Genomic DNA, 19005 nt, shown 5'->3' with positions numbered 1-19005 from the left:
GTGCTGTCCGATGAAAGCTGCCATCCTCGTTTTTCCAGGGTCCAATTGTGACCGCGATCTTAAAGTTGCTTTCGAGCGCGCGGGGTTTGAGACCAGCATGGTCTGGCACAAGGAGGCGAGCCTGCCTGACGGGGTTGATCTTGTGGGCGTGCCGGGCGGGTTTTCCTATGGTGATTACCTGCGCTGCGGCGCGATTGCGGCGCAATCACCGATTGCGGGCGCATTAAAAGCCCATGCCGAGCGGGGCGGGTTCGTTTTCGGGGTCTGCAACGGGTTTCAGATTTTGACCGAGACACGGCTTTTGCCCGGTGCCTTGCTGCAAAACGCCTCGACCAAATATATTTGCAAGGTCGCCCCCCTGCGGGTCGAGACCACCGATAGCGCCTTTACCAATGGCTATGAGCTGGGACAGATGATTGATGTGCCGATTGCCCATCACGAGGGCAATTACCAAGCCGATACCGAGACCTTGGCGCGTCTGAATGGCGAAGATCGGGTGGCCTTCCGCTATGCCCAGAACCCCAATGGGGCGGTTGAGGATATCGCGGGTATTCTGTCCGAGAACCGCCGCGTCTTGGGGATGATGCCCCATCCCGAGCGGCGCGCGGAGGAGGCCCATGGTGGCAGCGACGGGGCGGCCTTGTTTGCATCTCTGGCGGGCGCGCTGATTGAGGCGTGATTGCGCGGAGCATGCGCAACCATCCTTGAGCCTGACGGCTTGCTCGCTTAGCCTTGCTCCATGAGTTTGGAACCCGCACCCTCTGATACGCTTGGGGCCTTCCCACTATTGGGGCGGTCGGCTTGGGTGTTTCGTGGGTTGATGCTTTTATTCGTGGTGGTGGCAATTGTCGTCATCTGGGTGTCGAACACGTTTTTCACACAAAGATTTACCGAGAGCACGCGCAACCGCGCCGAGATCAGGTTGGCGCTTTATTCGGGTACGATCATGTCGGAGTTGCAGCGCAACTCGGTCGTGCCATTGCTGTTGTCGCGCGATCCTGTCCTGATCTCGGCGCTGACCAATGACGATTTCACCTCGACCTCGCAGCGTTTGATTTCCTATCTCGACGAGATCGGCGCGGCCTCGCTGCTGTTGCTGTCCCGCGAGGGGCGGGTGGTGGCGGCCACTGACAGGCAGCGCCTTGGTGAATTGCGCAATTCCAACCCGTTTTTCGTGGAGGCCGTGCGTTCCAATGAAACGGTTTTCACCTCGAATGAGCCTGAAACAGGGCGGTTTGATTTCACATTCTCGCGGCGCATCACCCAAGATAACCGCCTGATCGGGGTGATCTTGGTCGAGATTGATCTGGCCCGTGTGGTCGAGCGCTGGCGCGGCACCTCTGAGGCCGTTTTCATCGCTAATTCCGAGGGGCGGATCGTGATGTCGACCGAGCCGCGCTGGCGCGGGCTGACCGAGGATGAGGCCTTGGCCCGTCAATCGCCACCCACGGCCATCCAGCGCGCCTTGGATAATGCAGGCGATTGGGCCTTTGGCGATCCCGGCCCCTATTTCTTTGGCGATGACACTTTGCGCCTGACCGCGCGCATTCCGTTTCGGGGCTGGCAGATCATTTCCTATACCGCCTATGCCTCGGTTCGGGAGCGAGTGAATGGCATTCTGGCGCTCGAGATCATGGGATTCGCGCTGCTTTTGGCGGGGGCGTTCTATGTTTTGAGCCGCAGGGCGCGGTCGCAATCATTTGTCTTGCTGCGGGAATCGGCAGAGCTTCGCCGTTTGAACGCACGCCTACAGCGGGAAATTGCCGAGCGCCAGAAGGTCGAAAGGACCCTTGAAGAGGCCGAGCAAAGCCTTGCGCAAAGCCAGAAATTGGCCGCTTTGGGCGAGATGTCGGCGGCGGTCAGCCATGAGTTGAACCAGCCCCTTGCGGCGATGAAAACCTATCTCGCGGGGGCGCGGCTTTTGCTCCAGCGCCGCCGCTCCGAGGAGGCGCTTTCCTCCTTCCAGCGGATCGATGATCTGATCGAGCGGATGGGGGCCATCACGCGGCAGCTGAAATCCTATGCCAGAAAGGGCGGAGAGGCCTTTGAGCCGGTCGATTTGCGCGATGCTTTGAGCGGGGCTTTGACCATGATGGAGCCGCAATTGCGCCAGCAGAAAGTGGAGATCACCCAAACCATCCCGCGCCGCGCTGTGATGGTGATGGCCGATAGGCTGCGTCTGGAGCAGGTGATCATTAATCTTTTGCGCAATGGTCTGGATGCGGTCAAGGGCGAGGCCGATGGCCGTCTGGACCTGATTTTGGCCCAAGCAGACGAGGCGGTGCTGACAGTGCGCGACAACGGAAATGGTATTGACGATCTCGATGCTTTGTTCGAGCCATTTTATACAACCAAGAAACCCGGTGAGGGGGTTGGCCTCGGGCTGGCAATCTCTTCGGGGATCGTTTCGAATTTCAATGGGCGGCTAACGGCGCGCAATGGCGAGACGAAAGGTGCTGTATTTGAGATGCGTTTGCCTGTCTTGCAAAATGGCGAGGCTGCGGCGGAGTAGCAAAAAGGAATTTGGCCATGAAGATCGCAATTATCGACGATGAACAGGATATGCGCCAATCGATCAGCCAGTGGCTGTCTTTGTCAGGGTTCGAGACCGAGACTTATGGCAGCGCCGAAGATGCGCTCAAAGGGATCGGGTCGGATTTTCCGGGCGTTGTGGTCTCGGATATCAAGATGCCCGGCATGGATGGGATGGCCTTTCTCAAGCGTTTGATGGGGATGGATTCGGGCCTTCCCGTGATCATGATCACAGGCCATGGCGATGTGCCCATGGCTGTGGAGGCGATGCGGCTTGGGGCATATGATTTTCTGGAAAAGCCCTTCAACCCCGATCGCATGACCGAGCTTGCCAAACGCGCAAGCCAGACGCGGCGGCTGACGCTGGATAACCGTGCATTGCGGCGTGAATTGTCGGATGGCACCGTTTTGATGCGCAAGCTGATCGGCTCGAGCCCCGTGATGGAACGGCTGCGCGAGGATATCCTCGATCTGGGGCAGGCGGATGGGCATGTTTTGATCACGGGCGAGACGGGGACGGGCAAGACGCTTGTGGCCCATGCGCTGCATGCCGTGGGCCCAAGGGCGGGCAAGAGCTTTGTCACCCAATCCTGCGCGGCCCTTGATGAGGCCGCGCTGGCTGAGATGTTATTTGGCCCTGTGGGCGAGGGGCAGGATTTGCCGCTGGTGGAGCAGGCGCGCAATGGCACATTGGTGCTGGAGGATATCGAAGCCCTGCCACAGACCTTGCAGGCGCGATTGCTGACGCTGATCAATGATCAAGGCGCGAGCTCGGAGACGCGGATCGTGGCGATTTGCAATGCGGCCGAGCCTGAGGGCTGTGAGGCGGCACTCAGGCCTGATCTGTTCTACCGATTGGCCGCGATGCGGATTGATCTGCCCCCTCTGCGTCAGCGTGGCGAGGATATTCTGACTCTCTTTACCCGCTTTGGGGAGCAATTCGGCGAGGAATACGGCACCGAGGCCCCGCCCGTCAGCGCACAAGAGGCCGCGCAGCTTTTGCAGGCGCCATGGCCCGGAAATGTGCGGCAATTGATCAATATTGCCGAGCGCGCGATTTTGCAGCAGCGGCGTGGCTCGGGCTCGATTGCGTCCTTGTTGATGAGCGATAATGCCGAGATCAGCCCGCAAGCCATTGGCGAGGGCAAGCCGCTCAAGGAATATGTGGAAGCCTTTGAGCGGATGTTGATCGACAATACGATGCGGCGGCATCGCGGGGCGATCTCGAATGTGATGGAAGAGTTGAGCCTGCCGCGCCGTACGCTGAATGAGAAAATGGCGAAATACGGGTTGAGCCGATCGGATTACCTCTGATTTACGAAAGCCAAGCCCTGCTTGAGCCGCACTCGTGGTGGAGAGCGGGTTTTCGTATTTATGGAAAGATGAAGCGAATTTGCGGCGCTTTATAAGCGCTGTTTCGGGGGCTTGGAGAAATACACCATTGTATTCCACCGCAAGCTGCCCTTAATGTAGAGTCATCCGCGCAGACATGTCTGCCTCCGGATTGAAAGTTTCTCTGCACCCTGCCAGCCGCGAACGAAAATCCGCGCTGGAGGGAGGTCAGGTCACCGGGTTGGACGACCCTTGCTAAACGGTCGACGATCCAAGAAATCGCCCCCTAGAGGGCATAACGGATGGCGCGCTTTACTGACGCCGTCGGAGACAAACCGCGATGAAACGCGTGTGGACAGAAACGGATTTGACCGGCAGGGCCCTTGGCCCACGGCCTATTTCGCGTGCGCGTATTCTCGCCATTTCAGGACAATATGACAGATGCACTGCCTCTGATGGAGCGCAGTCTTCCTTGTCATGCGTAAGGACAACATGGCCAAGAAAATGCTTATCGATGCCACCCACGCGGAAGAAACCCGCGTTGTCGTGGCAGATGGAAACAAGGTTGAGGAGTTTGACTTCGAGTCGCTAAACAAGCGGCAACTCGCAGGCAATATTTATCTGGCAAAGATCACGCGGGTGGAGCCTTCGCTCCAGGCGGCCTTTGTAGATTACGGCGGAAACCGCCACGGCTTCCTCGCCTTCTCGGAAATTCACCCCGATTATTACCAGATCCCTGTCGCGGATCGCGAGGCCCTTTTGGCCGAAGAACGCGAGCTGGCCGAGGCCGCCGCCGCCGAGGAAGATGAACCCAAACAAAACCGCCGCCGCCGTCCGCGGCGTCGCAAGGCCTCTGAGACAAAGGCCGAAAAGACCAATGAGGATGCGGTCACAACCGCCGAGGTCAGCGCACCTTCGGGTATGGATGTGGTTGATCTTGGAGAGGGCGAGGAGGCAGCACCTGCTGAGGCCGATGCCGATGCCACGCCTGCGGTGGAAGAGGCCGTCGTCGAGAGTGCTGAAGAGCCTGCCGCGGAAGACGCGGAGGCAACTGATGCCCCTGAGGCGCAAGCCGATCAGGACGCTGATGCAGGGTCTGATGCGGCGGAAGACGGTGCTGAGGGTGAAGTTGAAGCAGAGGCCGAGGCCGAAGATGAGGCCGAGACCGTCGCTGATGATGACGACCAAGATGATATCCGCCCTGTGCGCAAGCCGCGCGCGCGGCGTTACAAGATTCAGGAAGTCGTCAAGGTGCGCCAAGTCATGCTGGTGCAGGTGGTCAAAGAGGAGCGCGGCAATAAAGGCGCGGCCCTCACCACCTACCTAAGCCTTGCGGGGCGCTACTGCGTCTTGATGCCCAATACCGCGCGTGGCGGTGGCATCAGCCGCAAGATCACCAATGCCTCAGACCGCAAGAAGCTTAAGGAAATCGCCACTTCGCTGGATGTGCCGCAGGGCGCAGGCCTGATCATCCGCACCGCAGGCAGCGAGCGGACCAAGGCCGAGATCAAGCGCGATTACGAATATTTGCAACGCCAATGGGAGCAAGTGCGTGAACTGACGCTGAAATCCGTGGCTCCCGCGCCGATTTATGAAGAAGGCAATCTGATCCACCGCTCGATCCGCGACCTTTACGATCGCGATATCGACGAGGTGCTGGTCGAGGGTGAGGCGGGCTACCGTCAGGCCAAAGAATTCATGAAAATGATCATGCCCTCGCATGCGAAAAACGTGAAACATTACGCCGAGCCAATGCCGCTTTTCGCGCGGCATCAGGTTGAGGGTTATCTGGCCAATATGTTCAACCCGACAGTGCAGTTGCGCTCGGGCGGATATATCGTGATCGATACCACCGAGGCGCTGGTTGCTGTCGATGTGAACTCGGGCCGCGCCACCAAGGAAGGCTCGATCGAGGAGACCGCGACCAAGACCAATCTGGAGGCGGCCGAAGAAGTGGCCCGCCAGATGCGCTTGCGCGACCTTGCGGGTTTGATCGTAATCGACTTCATCGATATGGATGATCGCCGCAATAATCTGGCGGTTGAGAAGCGGCTGAAAGACAAGCTCAAGACCGATCGCGCGCGTATTCAGGTCGGGCGGATTTCCAGCTTTGGCTTGATGGAGATGAGCCGCCAGCGTCTGCGCCCCGGCATGTTGGAGGCCACAACGCAGCCTTGCCATCATTGCCATGGAACGGGTCTGGTGCGCTCGGATGACAGCCTTGCTTTGTCGATCCTGCGTCAGTTGGAAGAAGAGGGCACGCGCCGCCGCACCCGTGAGGTTTTGCTGACCGCGCCTGTGGGCATCGTCAATTTCATCATGAACCAGAAGCGCGAATATCTTATCGATATCGAGGCGCGCTATGGCATGTCGGTGCGTGTCGAAGCGGACCCTGCTTTGATCGTGCCTGATTACAAGATCGAGAAATTCAAAACCGCCACGCGGCGGGTGCCTGAGGCTGCGCCGATCATTTCGATGGATGCAGGGTTGATGGAATCCATCGAAGCCGATGCCAGCGCGGATGAGGCCGATGAGGATGCGGCAGATGCCACATCGACACGGCCCGAGGCGGGCGAGACCGATGAGAACGGCACCAAGAAGCGGCGTCGTCGTCGCCGTGGTGGCCGTGGCCGCAGACGTGGTCGTGACGGGGAAGATCGGGCCGCAGATGGCGCTGAAAACGGCGCGGCTGAGGCAGGTGAAGCGCCTGTGGCTGCCGAGGCTGATGCGACCGCTGAAGTGAGCGCAGAGCCCGCTGAGGCTGAGAAGCCAAAGCGCAGGAGGCGTCGCACTAAGAAAGAGATCGAAGCCGATAAGGCCGCTGCAGAAGCGGGCGAGGCGGTAGTGACCGCTCCTGAGGGGGCGGCCGTGCCTGCCGCCGCCGAGGAAGAGGCCCCAAAGCCCAAACGCACGCGCCGCAAGAAGGCCGAGCCGAAGGATGAGGCCGAGGCCACCCAAGACGAACCAGCGGCCGAGAAGCCAAAGCCCGCGCGTAGATCGCGCGCCAAAAAGGCCGCTGAGCCTGTGGCAGAAGCCGCCGTGGTGGCAGATGTCGCCGTGGCCGCAGCCCCTGTCGAGGCCGCCCCTGAACCCGCAGCCGCGCCTGAGCCTGCTGCCGTGGAAGCAACCGCACCTGCGGTTGAGGAAGCGCCGAAGCCAAAGAAAAAGGGCTGGTGGTCAATCGGCTGATCAGACCTGCCAAGCTTGAAATAAAAAAGGGCACCGAAAGGTGCCCTTTTTCTTTGCCGTGCCGTGGCAGATTTCAGTTTGCGGCGGCGCGCAGTTCTTCGGCCAGTGCGGCCATCGTGTCGAAGGGAACCGCGCCGCGCAGCATCTGGTCATTCATGATGAAAGACGGTGTGCCGCTGATATTGAGGCGTTGTGCCAGCGCGTAATTGGTTTCGATCACCTCCGTGATCTCGGAGGAGCCGATATTGTTCATGATCGCATTGCCATCGAGGCCAAGCTCGGTGGCCAAGGCCATCAGGCTGGCCTCGCTGACATCGGCGCGCATCACCATCATCGCATCATGCAGATCGCGATAGGCTTCATCGCCTGCAATCATCTTGGCCGAGAGGGCAAAGCGTGTGGCCAGAACCGAGGCCTCGCCCAGAATGGGCAATTCCTTGATGATAAAGCGGATATTGCCATCCTCTTCGATCAGCCGTTCCACATCGGGGAAAACGCGGCGGCAATAGCCGCAGCGGTAATCGAGGAATTCGACCAGCGTGATATCGCCCTCGGGGTTGCCGCCGACATAATCGAAGGGCGAGGCGAAGATTGCATCGGCATTGGTGGCGACCAGCATCTGGTCCTGCATCACCTCGGCCACGGCTTGGCGTTGTTCAAGAACATCAAGCGCTTCCATCAGAACTTCGGGGTTTTCCAACAGATAGGCGCGTACCTCCGCACGGAAGGCCTCGCGCTCGGAAAGGGTCAGCTCCTCGAGATCGGTGGCATTGGCGCCCCCCGCACTCAGGAGGATGGTGGCAAATGCCAAGGGCTTCAGAAGCTTCATAAATTATCTCCGGTCTTGAGCGACTTGCGCCACACGTAGCACATCTTGCGCGCGAAGCCATCCGGTTGAACCAGTCGGCAAAAGGCCACTGGCGCGGGTGGCATGAATTTCGGCGGTGTCCATCTGACCCATGATGGCATAGCGCTCGGCGGTCACGGTTGAGGCCATGCCGTTTTGGCCCGCCCGCGCATAGGCCAAGGCCAGATCGCGCAGCATGCGGGGGTCATTGCCATCGCGGGCATAGGCGCGCTCCAGCACGGCGAGCGCTTCGCGATTGCCGCTGGATGTATCGGCGGCCAGCAAGGCGCGGCCATAACCTGCAAGGATCAGCGGCTCACGCGGGGCCAGATCAACCGCGCGGCCATAGGCGCGCACGGCATCCGTGAACCTGCGCCCCTCAAACAGGATTTGGCCCTGTAGTTCCTGATAGAAAGGATCATTGGGGCGCTGCGTCAAAAGGCGGTTCATCTCCTGTAGGGCGCTGCTGGTATCGGATTGGCGGTGATAGGCGATGGCGCGGCGCAGGGTTGAAATCTCGTCGGTTGCATTGCGGTCCACGCGGCGCAAGGTCCAGCTTGGCGCGCGCAAAAATGCAGAGAGCTTGCCCGTTGTGCGGGCAAACCAGTAGCGCGCGGCCTCATCCGATTGACCGCCAGTGTCTTGGGCAAAGGCCTCAACCGCGCGTTGGCGGTCGCGGGTAAGCGGGTGGGTGCGTACATAAGGGTCCTGACGCCCCGCCGAGAGCGCCTCTTGCCCGCGAAACAGGTCCAGCACGCGGCTCATGGCGGAGGGATCAATGCCCGCGCTGGTGAGGTAGCGCAAAGCGGCTTGATCGGCGCTGCTTTCCTCGGACCTTGTATGTGCGAAAAACACCCGCTGCGCCGAGGACATGCTGCCTGCCATCACGCCTGCACCCGCTTGGCCATTGCCTGTGGCCCCTGCCGTGACCAGCCCCAAAATCAGGCCAAGCCGCGCGGCCGATCCCGCGGTGCGGGCGGCGGCAGGGCGGCGGGTCAGGTGGCCATTGGCGATATGGGCGGCCTCATGGGCCAGCACGGCTTGCAACTCCGCGGGGTCCTGCATGCGCATCAGCAGCCCCGAGGTGATGAAGATATTGCGCGCATCGGCCACGAAAGCGTTTAGCGCGCTGTCATTGAGCACAATAATATTGATCGAGAGCGGCAGACCCGCCGCGCGCAGCACAGGCGTGGCCAATTCGCGCAACCCCTGTTCGATCTCTGCATCACGGATGATGGTCTGGGCCATGGCGTGCAGGCTCGTGGTCAAAAGGCACAGGCCAGAGATCAGGCCTGTGATCAGGCTCAAACGTATCGCGCGCAAGGGGTGCATTGACCTCTCCGGTATTGGCTGCTTCAAGCGTGGTATAGCTTACGGAGGAACGGATGCGAACTTCAACCCGCGCCGAGGTCGATCCCTTTATCGTGATGGATGTGATGGAGCAGGCCCGCGCCGCCGAGGAGGCGGGCCGCCATATCATTCATATGGAAGTGGGCCAGCCCGCAACAGGTGCGCCCTTGGCCGCTCGCCAGCGTCTGGCCGCCGAGATGGAGGCAGGCCCCCTTGGCTATACGGTGGCGCTTGGCCGCCCCGATCTGCGCGCAGGCATCGCAGCGCTTTATGATGAATGGTACGGGCTTGATCTTGATCCTGCCCGCGTCGTGGTCACGGCGGGGGCCTCGGGTGCCTTCATTCTGGCGTTCTCGGCCCTGTTTGATGCAGGCGAGAAGATCGCCTTGGGCGAGCCGTGCTATCCGTCCTATCGCCAAATCCTCAAAGCCATGAGCCTTGAAGCCGTGGGCATCCAGACCCATGCCGATACACGCTTTCAGCCTGCACCTGCCCATCTGACCCCCGATCTGTCGGGCCTGATTGTGGCCAGCCCCGCCAACCCTACGGGGACCATGCTGGATAAGGCCGCATTGAGCGATCTGTCGCAAGCCTGCCGCGCGCATGATATCTCGTTAATCTCGGACGAGATTTATCACGGGCTGCAATATGAGGGGCCTGCGGTTTCGGCCTTGGAGGTCACGGATGAGGTCTATGTGGTGAATTCCTTCTCCAAATATTTCTCCATGACAGGGTGGCGGCTTGGCTGGCTGGTGGTGCCGCAAGATCACGTTCGGCTGGTCGAGAGGCTTGCGCAAAACATGTTCATCTGCCCGCCCCATGCCGCCCAAGTGGCCGCTTTGGGCGCGCTTTCGCCTGAGGGGCGCGCGGAATTGGACGGGCATCGTGACACCTATACCCAAACCCGTGAGATATTGCTCAAAGGGCTGGCCGAGGCAGGGTTTGACAAGGTCGCCCCAGCCGATGGGGCGTTTTATGTCTATGCGGATGCGTCGAATTTCACCGATGACAGCTTGGGCTTTTGTGCGGAAATACTTGAAAAGGCTGGTGTTGCTGTCACGCCCGGCCTTGATTTCGACCCTGTTCGCGGTGCGCAAACCCTGCGGTTTTCCTATGCGCGCGGGGTGGCCGATATCGAGGAAGGCGTTGCGCGGTTGAAAAGTTTTATGGCCATGCGCGGCTAAAGCCTTTCTGCACCGCTCAGGTTTTGCTACAATGCTCCAAATGAATTCGGCGAAAGACCGATGATCCGAGCAGTATGTGCAACCCTCTTCTGGCTGGCACTTGCTGTGCACCCTTTGGGCGCGCAGGAGTTTCGCGCGCTTGCACGGGTAAATGCAGAAGACAGCGCGCTGCAAAATGCCAGTTCTGAGCGGGCCCAGATGCGCCTTGCACTCAGCCAAGCTGTGCCCTTCCGCGTCTTTACCGTCAGCGATCCCGCCCGCGTTGTGCTCGATTTCCGCGAAGTCACATGGGACGCCCTGCCAGCTGCGTTCAACCAATCGCGCGCTGTGGCGCGGGTCTCGACGGGCAGCGCGCCTGATCAAGGCTGGTCGCGGATGGTGTTGGAGCTTGCAACCCCCATGGCGGTCGAAAGCGCCGCGATGCAAACCGACCCCGAGACGGGAGAGGCCGTGATCGAGCTGTCGCTGTCGCCCACAAGCCTTGAGGAATTCACCGCCCAAGCCCGCCCGCCCGTTGGCCTATCCGTGCCCGTGGAGCCTATCGCTGATGCGCCCGCCCGCCCGCGTGAGCAGGTGGAGGAGCGGCTTTTGATCGTGTTGGACCCGGGCCATGGTGGCGTTGATCCTGGCGCGCAAAGAAGCGGGTATGACGAATCCGATTTGGTTTTGGTGTTTGCCCGCGAATTGCGTGAGGCCTTGTTGCGCACAGGCATGTTCGAGGTGATGCTGACGCGTGACGCGGATATTTTCATACCTTTGCCCACCCGCGTAACCATGGCGCGCGCAGCGGGGGCGCATGCTTTTTTGTCAATCCATGCTGATGCGTTGGCCCAAGGCAATGCCTCGGGGGCGACGGTCTATACCCTGTCCGAGACCGCCACGGATGAGGCCTCGGCCGCTTTGGCCGAACATCATAACCGCGCCGATATTCTGGCAGGGGTCGATCTGGCGGGGTCGGACGATGAAGTGACAAATGTGCTGCTTGATCTGGCTCGGCTTGAGACCGATCCGCGCTCGGATATGCTGGCCGATGCTTTGGTGGAAGGGGTCGCCTCGGCGCAAGGCGCTTTGCATAGCCGCCCGCGGCTTGAGGCGGGGTTCACCGTGCTCAGTGCGGCCGATATCCCCTCGGTTTTGCTTGAAATCGGCTATATGTCGGATGAGGGCGATTTGGGGAATATTCTTGATGCCGAATGGCGGGCGCGCATTCAGGGGGGCTTGGTGCAGGCCTTGATGGATTGGGCCCGCGCCGATGCCATGCAGGCGGTTTTGCTGCGCCAATAGACGCGCGGGGGACGTGTTCACAATCCGGCGAAAACCGGCCCATTGCTTTTGACCCCACCAATCTATGCGCCTATAAGCGCGGAGTTATTGAGGCTAGGACTTCTTGATGGGCTTGATCATCCGTTTCATTCTCGGCGTGTTTGGCGCGATCTTTTCATGGATCACGCTGGCCATGTTCTTTGCTGCCCTCACCATTGGCGGCATTTTGTGGATGTATGCCCGCGATCTGCCCGATCACCAGACCTTGGCGCAATACACCCCGCCGACCATCAGCCGAATCTATAGCCGCGAAGGCGAGATCGTGGATGAGTTTGCGCAAGAGCGACGTCTGTTCGTGCCTGCCGAAGACATCCCCGATATGATCGCGCATGCTTTTGTCTCGGCTGAGGATCGCAATTTCTTTGAGCATGGCGGTTATGACCCGCGTGCGATTGCCGCCGCTTTCGTCGAGGCCGTGCGCTCGCGCGGGCGCGATGTGCGCGGCGCCTCGACGATCACACAGCAGGTGATGAAGAACTTCCTTCTCGATGGCTCGCGCACGATCGAACGGAAGGTGCAGGAAATCATCCTTGCCGCCCGCATCGAGGAAACGCTGAGCAAGGAACGCATTCTGGAGCTCTATCTCAATGAGATTTTTCTGGGCCAGAATTCCTATGGGGTGGCCGCTGCCGCCCAGACCTATTTCAACGCGCCGCTCTCCAGTTTAAGCGTTGAGCAGGCCGCTTATCTGGCCGCGCTGCCGCAGGCCCCGTCGAATTTCCACCCTGTGCGCGATTATGAACGCGCGATCAGCCGCCGCAATTACGTGCTGCGCGAGATGTTCGAGAATGGCTATATCAGCCGCGAGGAAATGGAGCGCGCGCAAGGCACCTCGCTGGAAACGGTGCAAGGCGGCCATATCGAGCCGTTCCGCAATTCCCTACCGCCGCGCAATTACTTCACCGACCAGATCCGCCGCCAGCTTTCGGGTGATTTCGGCACGGATGAGTTTTTCTCGGGCGGCTATTCCGTGCGCGCGACCATGGATGAAAACCTGCAAGAGGTGGCCGAGCGCGCCTTCCGCCGCGCTTTGGAAAGCTATGACCGCTCGCAAGGTGTCTGGCATGGGGCCTCGGACCGTATTGATCCAGCCCTTCTGGCCGAGGCCGATGAGGTGGGCTGGCGGGAATTGCTCTCGGATGCGGATATTCCGCGCGATGTCGATGGCTGGCATGCGGCGGTGGTTCTGTCGGTGGGGGACAGCAGCGCGCGGATCGGCATTGAGGATGTCGTTGAAGATGAGGATGGCCATTTCATCCCCGCCAATGATGTGACTTGGGCGCGCCCCAGACGGGAGGATGGCACGCTCGGCTCCACCGCGCGGGTGGCGGGTGATCTTCTCTCGGTTGGTGATGTCGTTCATGTGCGTGCGATGACCAGTGATAGCGATGGCAGCTTTATCCGCTGGACCCTGCGCCAGATCCCTGAAGTGCAGGGCGGTTTCATGGCGATGGATGTGAATACGGGCCGTGTGCTGGCGATGCAGGGTGGTTTTTCCTATCAGCATTCGGTGTTCAACCGCGCCACACAGGCCACGCGCCAGCCCGGATCGAGCTTTAAGCCTTTCGTCTTCGCCGCCGCTTTGGACAGTGGCTATAGCCCCAATACCATCGTGATCGACGCACCGATTGCTGTTGAGACGGGGGCGGGGATCTGGCGTCCGACCAATGCCTCGAACCGGTTCTACGGGCCTTCGCCGCTGCGCACGGGGATCGAGTTGTCGCGAAACCTGATGACGGTGCGTCTGGCGCAAGATGTCGGGATGGAGACTGTGGCCCGCTATGCCGAACGCTTTGGTGTTTATGACAATATGGACCCGTTCTTGGCCAATTCGCTTGGCTCGCAAGAGACCACCTTGTTCCGCATGGTGGCGGCCTATGCGATGTTTGCCAATGGCGGTGAGCGGGTGGAGCCCACCTTGGTGGACCGTGTTCAGGACCGCTTTGGCCGCACGGTTTATCGCCACGACCAGCGGCTGTGCCCCGATTGCGAACTGGCCTCGCTGGAACCCGGACTTGCGCCGCGGATCGTGTCGAACCGCGAACGCGTGATGGATGCGATCACCGCTTATCAGCTAACCTCGATGATGCGCGGTGTGGTTGATCGCGGCACGGCTGCGCGCACGGTGAACCTACCTGTGCCGATCGCAGGCAAGACAGGCACCACCAATGATGCACGCGATGTCTGGTTCGTAGGTTTCTCCTCAACCATCGTGGCGGGCTGTTATATCGGGTTTGACCAGCCACGGCCCTTGGGGCGCGGGGCCTCGGGCGGGGGCATGTGTGGCCCTGTTTTCAACGAATTCATGCAAGAAGCGATTGCCGAATATGGCGCAGGCGATTTCCGTGTGCCACCTGGTGGACGGTTTTATAATATCGACCGTTTCTCGGGCCAGCGCCTGCCTGATGATGCACGTGGTGATCATGTCGTGGCCGAGTATTTCAGGGATGGAGAAGAGCCGATTTTCGGGATGCTGACGGTTGTCGATGGCGGCTTTGCGATGGGATCGAACCTGCCGATTTTCGGGCGGGGTGAGACCGATAGCGAGGATGGCACGCCTGTCAGCGATGGCGCGACCGTGACCACCTCGACGGGTGAGGATGCGCGGGTGCCGACGGAAACGGGCTTTGGCACCTTGTCTGCGGGCGGGCTGTACTGACGCGTTGATCTGCCTGCCCCGACTTGCGGGCAGGCGGGCGCTGGTCTAGATCACTCTGAAATCAATTTCATCAGAAAACGGGTATGGACGGGTATGCGGGCCGAAACTCAAGCTCAGATCGAAAAAATCCGGAAATCTCTGGACCTGCTTGGCCAACGTATGGATCTTGGCTCGGCGCGCCACAGGCTTGAGGAATTCAACGCCCGTGTCGAGGACCCCGATCTGTGGAATGATCAGGAAAAAGCGCAAAAACTGATGCGCGATCGCCAGATTTTGCTCGATAAGATCGGCACCTATGAAGGCATCGAGAGCGAGCTGGAAGACAGTATCGGCTTGATGGAAATGGGCGAGGAAGAGGGCGATCAGGATATCGTGGCCGAAGCCGAAGCCACGATTGCCAAGCTGGTTGTCTCGGCGGCGGCCAAGGAATTGGAAGCGCTTCTGGATGGCGAGGCGGATGCCAATGACACCTTCCTTGAGGTCAATTCGGGCGCGGGCGGCACCGAGAGTTGCGATTGGGCCTCCATGCTGGCGCGGATGTATGTCAGATGGGCCGAGAAAAAGGGCTATGATGTGGAGCTGCAATCGGTCAGCTATGGCGAAGAGGCGGGCATCAAATCGGCCGTGTATAAAATCTCGGGCCATAATGCCTATGGCTGGATGAAATCGGAATCGGGTGTGCACCGTTTGGTGCGGATCAGCCCGTATGACGGCTCGGCGCGGCGCCATACGTCGTTTTCGTCTGTTTGGGTCTATCCCGTTGTGGATGATAATATCGAGATCGAGGTGAACCCGAGCGAGATCCGGATTGATACCTATCGGTCTTCGGGTGCGGGTGGTCAGCATGTGAACACCACGGATTCGGCGGTGCGGATCACGCATATGCCCACGGGGATTGTGGTGACCAGTTCCGAGAAATCCCAGCACCAGAACCGCGATATTGCGATGAAAGCGTTGAAATCGCGCCTGTATCAGATGGAATTGGACCGCCGGAATGAGGCGATCAATGCCGCCCATGAGGCCAAGGGCGATGCGGGCTGGGGCAGCCAGATCCGGTCTTATGTTTTGCAGCCCTATCAAATGGTCAAGGATTTGCGCACCAGCTTTGAAACCTCTGACACCCAAGGGGTGCTGGATGGTGATTTGGACGGGTTGATGGCTGCAACCTTGGCGATGGATGTGGCAGGCAAAAGCCGCGCAGAGGCGCAGGCCGAGGACTGAGATCGGGCCTGTCAACAATCGTATTTTTGGAAAGATGAAGCCGAAAGGGCCGCGCATGAGTGATCTTCTGGATTTGGATGCGCTGGAGCTTTCAGGCGCGATTGCCGCGCGCGAGGTCTCGCCGGTTGAGGTGATGCGCGAGAGTTTGGCGCGGATTGATGCGCTGAACCCTGCGCTGAATGCGATTGTGTCGCTGCGGGATCGCGAAGCCCTGATGGGCGAGGCGCGATTGGCCGAGGCGATGCCGCCGCAGGGCTGGCTGCATGGCATTCCGATTGCGGTGAAGGATCTGGTTGCGGTCAAAGGGCTGCGCTCGACCTCGGGCTCGCCCTTATTGGCGGATTTCATTCCTGCGGCTGATGACGGGATTGTGCGCGCGCTGAAGGCGGCGGGTGCGATTGTGATCGGCAAGACCAATGTGCCCGCTTACGGTTTGGGCTCGCATTCCACCAATACCGTTTTTGGCGCAACGCGCGGCCCTTATGAGCCGAGCCGCACGGCAGGCGGAAGCTCAGGCGGGGCAGGGGCGGCATTGGCGGCGCGGATGGTCTGCGTGGCCGATGGATCGGATATGATGGGCAGCCTGCGCAACCCTGCTGCTTGGAATAATGTCTATGGGTTCAGGCCCAGTGTCGGGCTGGTGGCGGGCGAGGCGGGCGATAGCGTGGTGCAGCACAAGCTCTCTACCTTGGGGCCGATGGCGCGTAGCGTCTCGGATTTGGAGGCGCTGCTGGCCACGATGTCAGAGGGGCGTTTTGTGCCTGCCGAGCAAGCGGCGCGCGGCGCGCAATTGCGGATTGGCTGGTTAGGCGATTGGGGCGGGGCCTATGCGATGGAAGAGGGTATTCTTGCGCAGTCCAACGCGGCGCTTGCGCAAATGGAGGCGCTTGGCTGGCACGTAGAGCCCGTGGCGCCGCCTGTTTCGGCGGCGATGTTGTGGGAGAGTTGGACGCAGCTGCGATCTTTTGCGGTGGCGATGAGCCTTGGGGCCCATTGGCGCGATGAAGGCGAGAAGGCGCAGCTGAATGCGCAGGCCCAATGGGAGATCAGCCATGGCTTTGCCTTGACAGGGGAGCAGCTGGAGCGCGCGGCGCAGATGCGACTGGACTGGCTGGCCTGTTTCCGTGATCTGATGACGCGCTTTGATGCGCTGGTCCTGCCTTCGACGCAAATCTGGCCCTTCCCTGTTGAATGGGCTTGGCCCGAGGAGATCGGGGGCGTGACGATGGACAGCTATCATCGCTGGATGGAGGTCGTGGTGCCTGCCAGTTTGATTGGCGCGCCCGTGCTGAACCTGCCCGCGGGCTTTGGTAAGAACGGATTGCCTGCGGGGGTGCAGTTGATCGGGCGGCACGGGGCGGATGCGCAGGTGCTTGCGATGGGGCGGGCCTATCACGCCGCCACGCAATGGCCGCAAAACCACCCGCCTGTTCTGGCCACATAAAAAAGGCCGGAGACATGCTCCGGCCCTTTTCGAAAATCTTTCGGGAAGCTTAGCTCTTGCTGCTTGCGGCAGGCTTGTCTTCGGCATTCTTGGCTGCGGGCGCAGGGCTTGCCGCTTTGCCAGTTGAAAGCGGGTCTTCCTGACGCTGGACCGAGCCCTCAAAATGCGCACCCGATTCAATTGCGATGGTTTTGTGGATGATATCACCCTCTACACGCGCCGAAGAGGTCAGGCGGACCTTCAGGCCGCGAACACGTCCGACAACGCGGCCGGTGACGACAACATCATCTGCAACCACTTCGCCTTCGATTACAGCGGTTTCACCCACGGTCAGCAGATGCGCGTGGATATCGCCCTTTACGGTGCCTTCAATCTGGATATCGCCGGTTGTGCGCAGATTGCCGACAATGGTCAGGTCTTGCGCCAGAACCGAAGCGGGGGGCTTGGGCTTGGGCGCGATATTTGTTGGCGAGGCTGCCGCGCGGTCGCTGCTGGCGCTTGGAGGCGCTACGGGAGCAGTCGGTTTGCTGGCGCTATCGGTCTGCTTGGGACCAGGTTCGTTGATTTTTGATTTAGAAAACATTTCGTCCTGCCGTAATGAAGGTCATAGGGTTTACTGGAGTGCCGTTGCGGCGCACCTCATAGTGTAAATGCGGCCCTGTCACCCGTCCGGTGCGTCCCATATCACCGATCAGCTCGCCGCGCGAGACCCTTTGGCCATCGTTTACACGGATTCGGGACATATGGGCATAGCGGGTGGTGTATCCAAAGGCGTGCTGGATTTCGACCATCAGGCCATATCCGCTCTGCCGTCCCGCAAAAATCACGGTGCCATCGCCGCCTGCGTAAAGCGGCGTGCCCACGGGGCCTGCGAAATCAGCGCCCGAATGCATGCGCCGCCCGCCATTGATCGGGTCACGGCGATAGCCGAAGGACGAAGTGTAGCGCACATTGGAGGCCACTGGCATTGTGAAGGGCAAATCCTCGGCGGCCATGCGGTAGAGATTTACATGATCAAGCCCTGCAAGAACTTCATTGGCGCGGATGGAAACGGGGTCAGGCTCTTCTCCGCTGCTGGACATGCTGATTGGCATCAAAGGCCCACCTTGCCCCGAATAGCCGCGGCGAACCTGTTCGATGATGCTCTCGGTCGGCAGACCTGCGGAGCGGAACATTGCATCCAGCGGCTCAAGCGAGAGGGTCACGGCATCTTCGATCTGGGAGAAGATACGCTCATTCCGCTCGCTGGCCAGAAGGGTGTCGAATTCCATCTGGGCAAGCTGGTTCTCGACCTCATCTGCCGCACCGTAAGCCTCATCGCGTGCGACGGCGGTGTCTTCAAGCGCGTCAGACAGGAAGGCCAGCGTGGTATCCATATCGCGTTGGCGGCCAGCGGCGGTCTGGATGCTGCCTGTTTCGGCCTCTAATTCCGCCAGCAATTGATCGGCGCGGTCGCGGGCGGCATCGCGCTCGGACATGGTGGTGCGCAGGGTTGTCTGGATCACGTCAACGGCGGTTTCCAATTCGCGGCGGCGTTCTTCTGACGCGAGCAGGCGCGATTGCATGCGCGAGACCTGATCCATCGCAATGGCGAAACGGGCCTGCGCTTGCTGTGCCTCGGTCGCGCGGGCATCGCGTTCCTCGGACATGGAATTCAGACGCGCCTGATAGCTGGCTTGCGCGCGGGCCTCCTGATCACGGGTTCCGCCTGCGCTGATCGTGTCGATGAAAAATATCGAGGTCATGATCGTCGTCCAGCCAACGGCCAGCACAGTGCCTGCCAGTAAAACGGCCTGTGTGAAGGGCCGAATTCGTAGGAAACGCATGCCTTGATCGGATTTCAGGAATAGCCGCTGTTCAGGCAAACGCCGTTCCAGCGCCATATTCAGGCGGTTCATGACTCGTGTTTTCACTTGGTCTTTGC

13 protein-coding genes are annotated in these 19005 nt (G+C 60.3%); 9 read left to right on the top strand and 4 right to left on the bottom strand.

All coding sequences use genetic code 11. The features are described 5' to 3' along the window. Positions 1-10: 10 nt before the first annotated feature. The 4 genes from purQ to ACTYEO_RS11140 all read left to right on the top strand — a co-directional run bounded on the left by purQ (position 11) and on the right by ACTYEO_RS11140 (position 7053). Positions 11-679, top strand: coding sequence for a phosphoribosylformylglycinamidine synthase subunit PurQ (purQ, locus tag ACTYEO_RS11155; protein ID WP_449323815.1), 669 nt, complete (start codon positions 11-13; stop codon positions 677-679). 141 nt (positions 680-820) lie between these two features. Next, complete coding sequence (locus tag ACTYEO_RS11150; RefSeq protein WP_449323839.1) at positions 821-2512, top strand: sensor histidine kinase; 1692 nt, start codon at positions 821-823, stop codon at positions 2510-2512. Between the two features lie 17 nt (positions 2513-2529). After that, complete coding sequence (locus ACTYEO_RS11145) at positions 2530-3846, top strand: sigma-54-dependent transcriptional regulator (protein ID WP_449323814.1); 1317 nt, start codon at positions 2530-2532, stop codon at positions 3844-3846. 510 nt (positions 3847-4356) lie between these two features. Further along, on the top strand, positions 4357-7053 hold the full coding sequence (locus tag ACTYEO_RS11140; RefSeq protein WP_449323838.1) for an Rne/Rng family ribonuclease: 2697 nt from the start codon (positions 4357-4359) through the stop codon (positions 7051-7053). 73 nt (positions 7054-7126) lie between these two features. Here the strand turns inward: ACTYEO_RS11140 and ACTYEO_RS11135 are convergent, their stop codons facing one another. After that, positions 7127-7882 carry a DsbA family protein gene (locus ACTYEO_RS11135; protein ID WP_449323813.1) on the bottom strand — a complete coding sequence of 252 codons (756 nt, stop codon included), beginning with the start codon at positions 7880-7882 and terminating at the stop codon, positions 7127-7129. A gap of 3 nt (positions 7883-7885) precedes the next feature. Further along, a complete protein-coding gene (locus ACTYEO_RS11130) occupies positions 7886-9232 on the bottom strand; it encodes a M48 family metalloprotease (protein WP_449323812.1) in 1347 nt (448 codons plus the stop codon). 53 nt (positions 9233-9285) lie between these two features. On the opposite strand from ACTYEO_RS11130, the gene ACTYEO_RS11125 reads away from it, so the two are divergent. The 5 genes from ACTYEO_RS11125 to ACTYEO_RS11105 all read left to right on the top strand — a co-directional run bounded on the left by ACTYEO_RS11125 (position 9286) and on the right by ACTYEO_RS11105 (position 17081). After that, on the top strand, positions 9286-10434 hold the full coding sequence (locus tag ACTYEO_RS11125) for an aminotransferase class I/II-fold pyridoxal phosphate-dependent enzyme (RefSeq protein ID WP_449323811.1): 1149 nt from the start codon (positions 9286-9288) through the stop codon (positions 10432-10434). 60 nt (positions 10435-10494) lie between these two features. Next, positions 10495-11718 (top strand): N-acetylmuramoyl-L-alanine amidase, encoded by a 1224-nt coding sequence (locus tag ACTYEO_RS11120; protein ID WP_449323810.1) that lies wholly within the window; start codon positions 10495-10497, stop codon positions 11716-11718. A gap of 115 nt (positions 11719-11833) precedes the next feature. Continuing rightward, positions 11834-14416 carry a penicillin-binding protein 1A gene (locus ACTYEO_RS11115; RefSeq protein WP_449323837.1) on the top strand — a complete coding sequence of 861 codons (2583 nt, stop codon included), beginning with the start codon at positions 11834-11836 and terminating at the stop codon, positions 14414-14416. Positions 14417-14509: 93 nt separating this feature from the next. After that, complete coding sequence (prfB, locus tag ACTYEO_RS11110; RefSeq protein WP_449323809.1) at positions 14510-15637, top strand: peptide chain release factor 2; 1128 nt, start codon at positions 14510-14512, stop codon at positions 15635-15637. A 55-nt stretch (positions 15638-15692) separates the two neighbouring features. Continuing rightward, positions 15693-17081: an amidase gene (locus ACTYEO_RS11105; protein ID WP_449323808.1), complete on the top strand. Its 1389-nt coding sequence runs from the start codon at positions 15693-15695 to the stop codon at positions 17079-17081. A 49-nt stretch (positions 17082-17130) separates the two neighbouring features. Here ACTYEO_RS11105 and ACTYEO_RS11100 read toward each other — a convergent pair whose 3' ends face one another. Both ACTYEO_RS11100 and ACTYEO_RS11095 read right to left on the bottom strand, forming a co-directional pair. Then, on the bottom strand, positions 17131-17664 hold the full coding sequence (locus ACTYEO_RS11100; protein WP_449323807.1) for a bactofilin family protein: 534 nt from the start codon (positions 17662-17664) through the stop codon (positions 17131-17133). Then, a complete protein-coding gene (locus ACTYEO_RS11095) occupies positions 17654-18994 on the bottom strand; it encodes a DUF5930 domain-containing protein (RefSeq protein ID WP_449323806.1) in 1341 nt (446 codons plus the stop codon). Before ACTYEO_RS11095 ends, ACTYEO_RS11100 begins: the two co-directional genes overlap by 11 nt. Positions 18995-19005 lie beyond the last annotated feature (11 nt).

Source organism: Rhodophyticola sp. SM2404 (assembly GCF_053570515.1).
The sequence above is the reverse complement of the archived record's forward strand: the minus strand, read 5'-3'. Positions and strand labels throughout refer to the sequence as shown.

Excerpts from the sequence above, each read along its gene's own strand:
- purQ (WP_449323815.1), top strand. The coding sequence starts at position 11 with ATGAAAGCTGCCATCCTCGTTTTTCCAGGGTCCAATTGTGACCGCGAT.
- ACTYEO_RS11150 (WP_449323839.1), top strand. The coding sequence starts at position 821 with ATGCTTTTATTCGTGGTGGTGGCAATTGTCGTCATCTGGGTGTCGAAC.
- ACTYEO_RS11145 (WP_449323814.1), top strand. The coding sequence starts at position 2,530 with ATGAAGATCGCAATTATCGACGATGAACAGGATATGCGCCAATCGATC.
- ACTYEO_RS11140 (WP_449323838.1), top strand. The coding sequence starts at position 4,357 with ATGGCCAAGAAAATGCTTATCGATGCCACCCACGCGGAAGAAACCCGC.
- ACTYEO_RS11135 (WP_449323813.1), bottom strand. The coding sequence starts at position 7,882 with ATGAAGCTTCTGAAGCCCTTGGCATTTGCCACCATCCTCCTGAGTGCG.
- ACTYEO_RS11130 (WP_449323812.1), bottom strand. The coding sequence starts at position 9,232 with ATGCACCCCTTGCGCGCGATACGTTTGAGCCTGATCACAGGCCTGATC.
- ACTYEO_RS11125 (WP_449323811.1), top strand. The coding sequence starts at position 9,286 with ATGCGAACTTCAACCCGCGCCGAGGTCGATCCCTTTATCGTGATGGAT.
- ACTYEO_RS11120 (WP_449323810.1), top strand. The coding sequence starts at position 10,495 with ATGATCCGAGCAGTATGTGCAACCCTCTTCTGGCTGGCACTTGCTGTG.
- prfB (WP_449323809.1), top strand. The coding sequence starts at position 14,510 with ATGCGGGCCGAAACTCAAGCTCAGATCGAAAAAATCCGGAAATCTCTG.
- ACTYEO_RS11105 (WP_449323808.1), top strand. The coding sequence starts at position 15,693 with ATGAGTGATCTTCTGGATTTGGATGCGCTGGAGCTTTCAGGCGCGATT.
- ACTYEO_RS11100 (WP_449323807.1), bottom strand. The coding sequence starts at position 17,664 with ATGTTTTCTAAATCAAAAATCAACGAACCTGGTCCCAAGCAGACCGAT.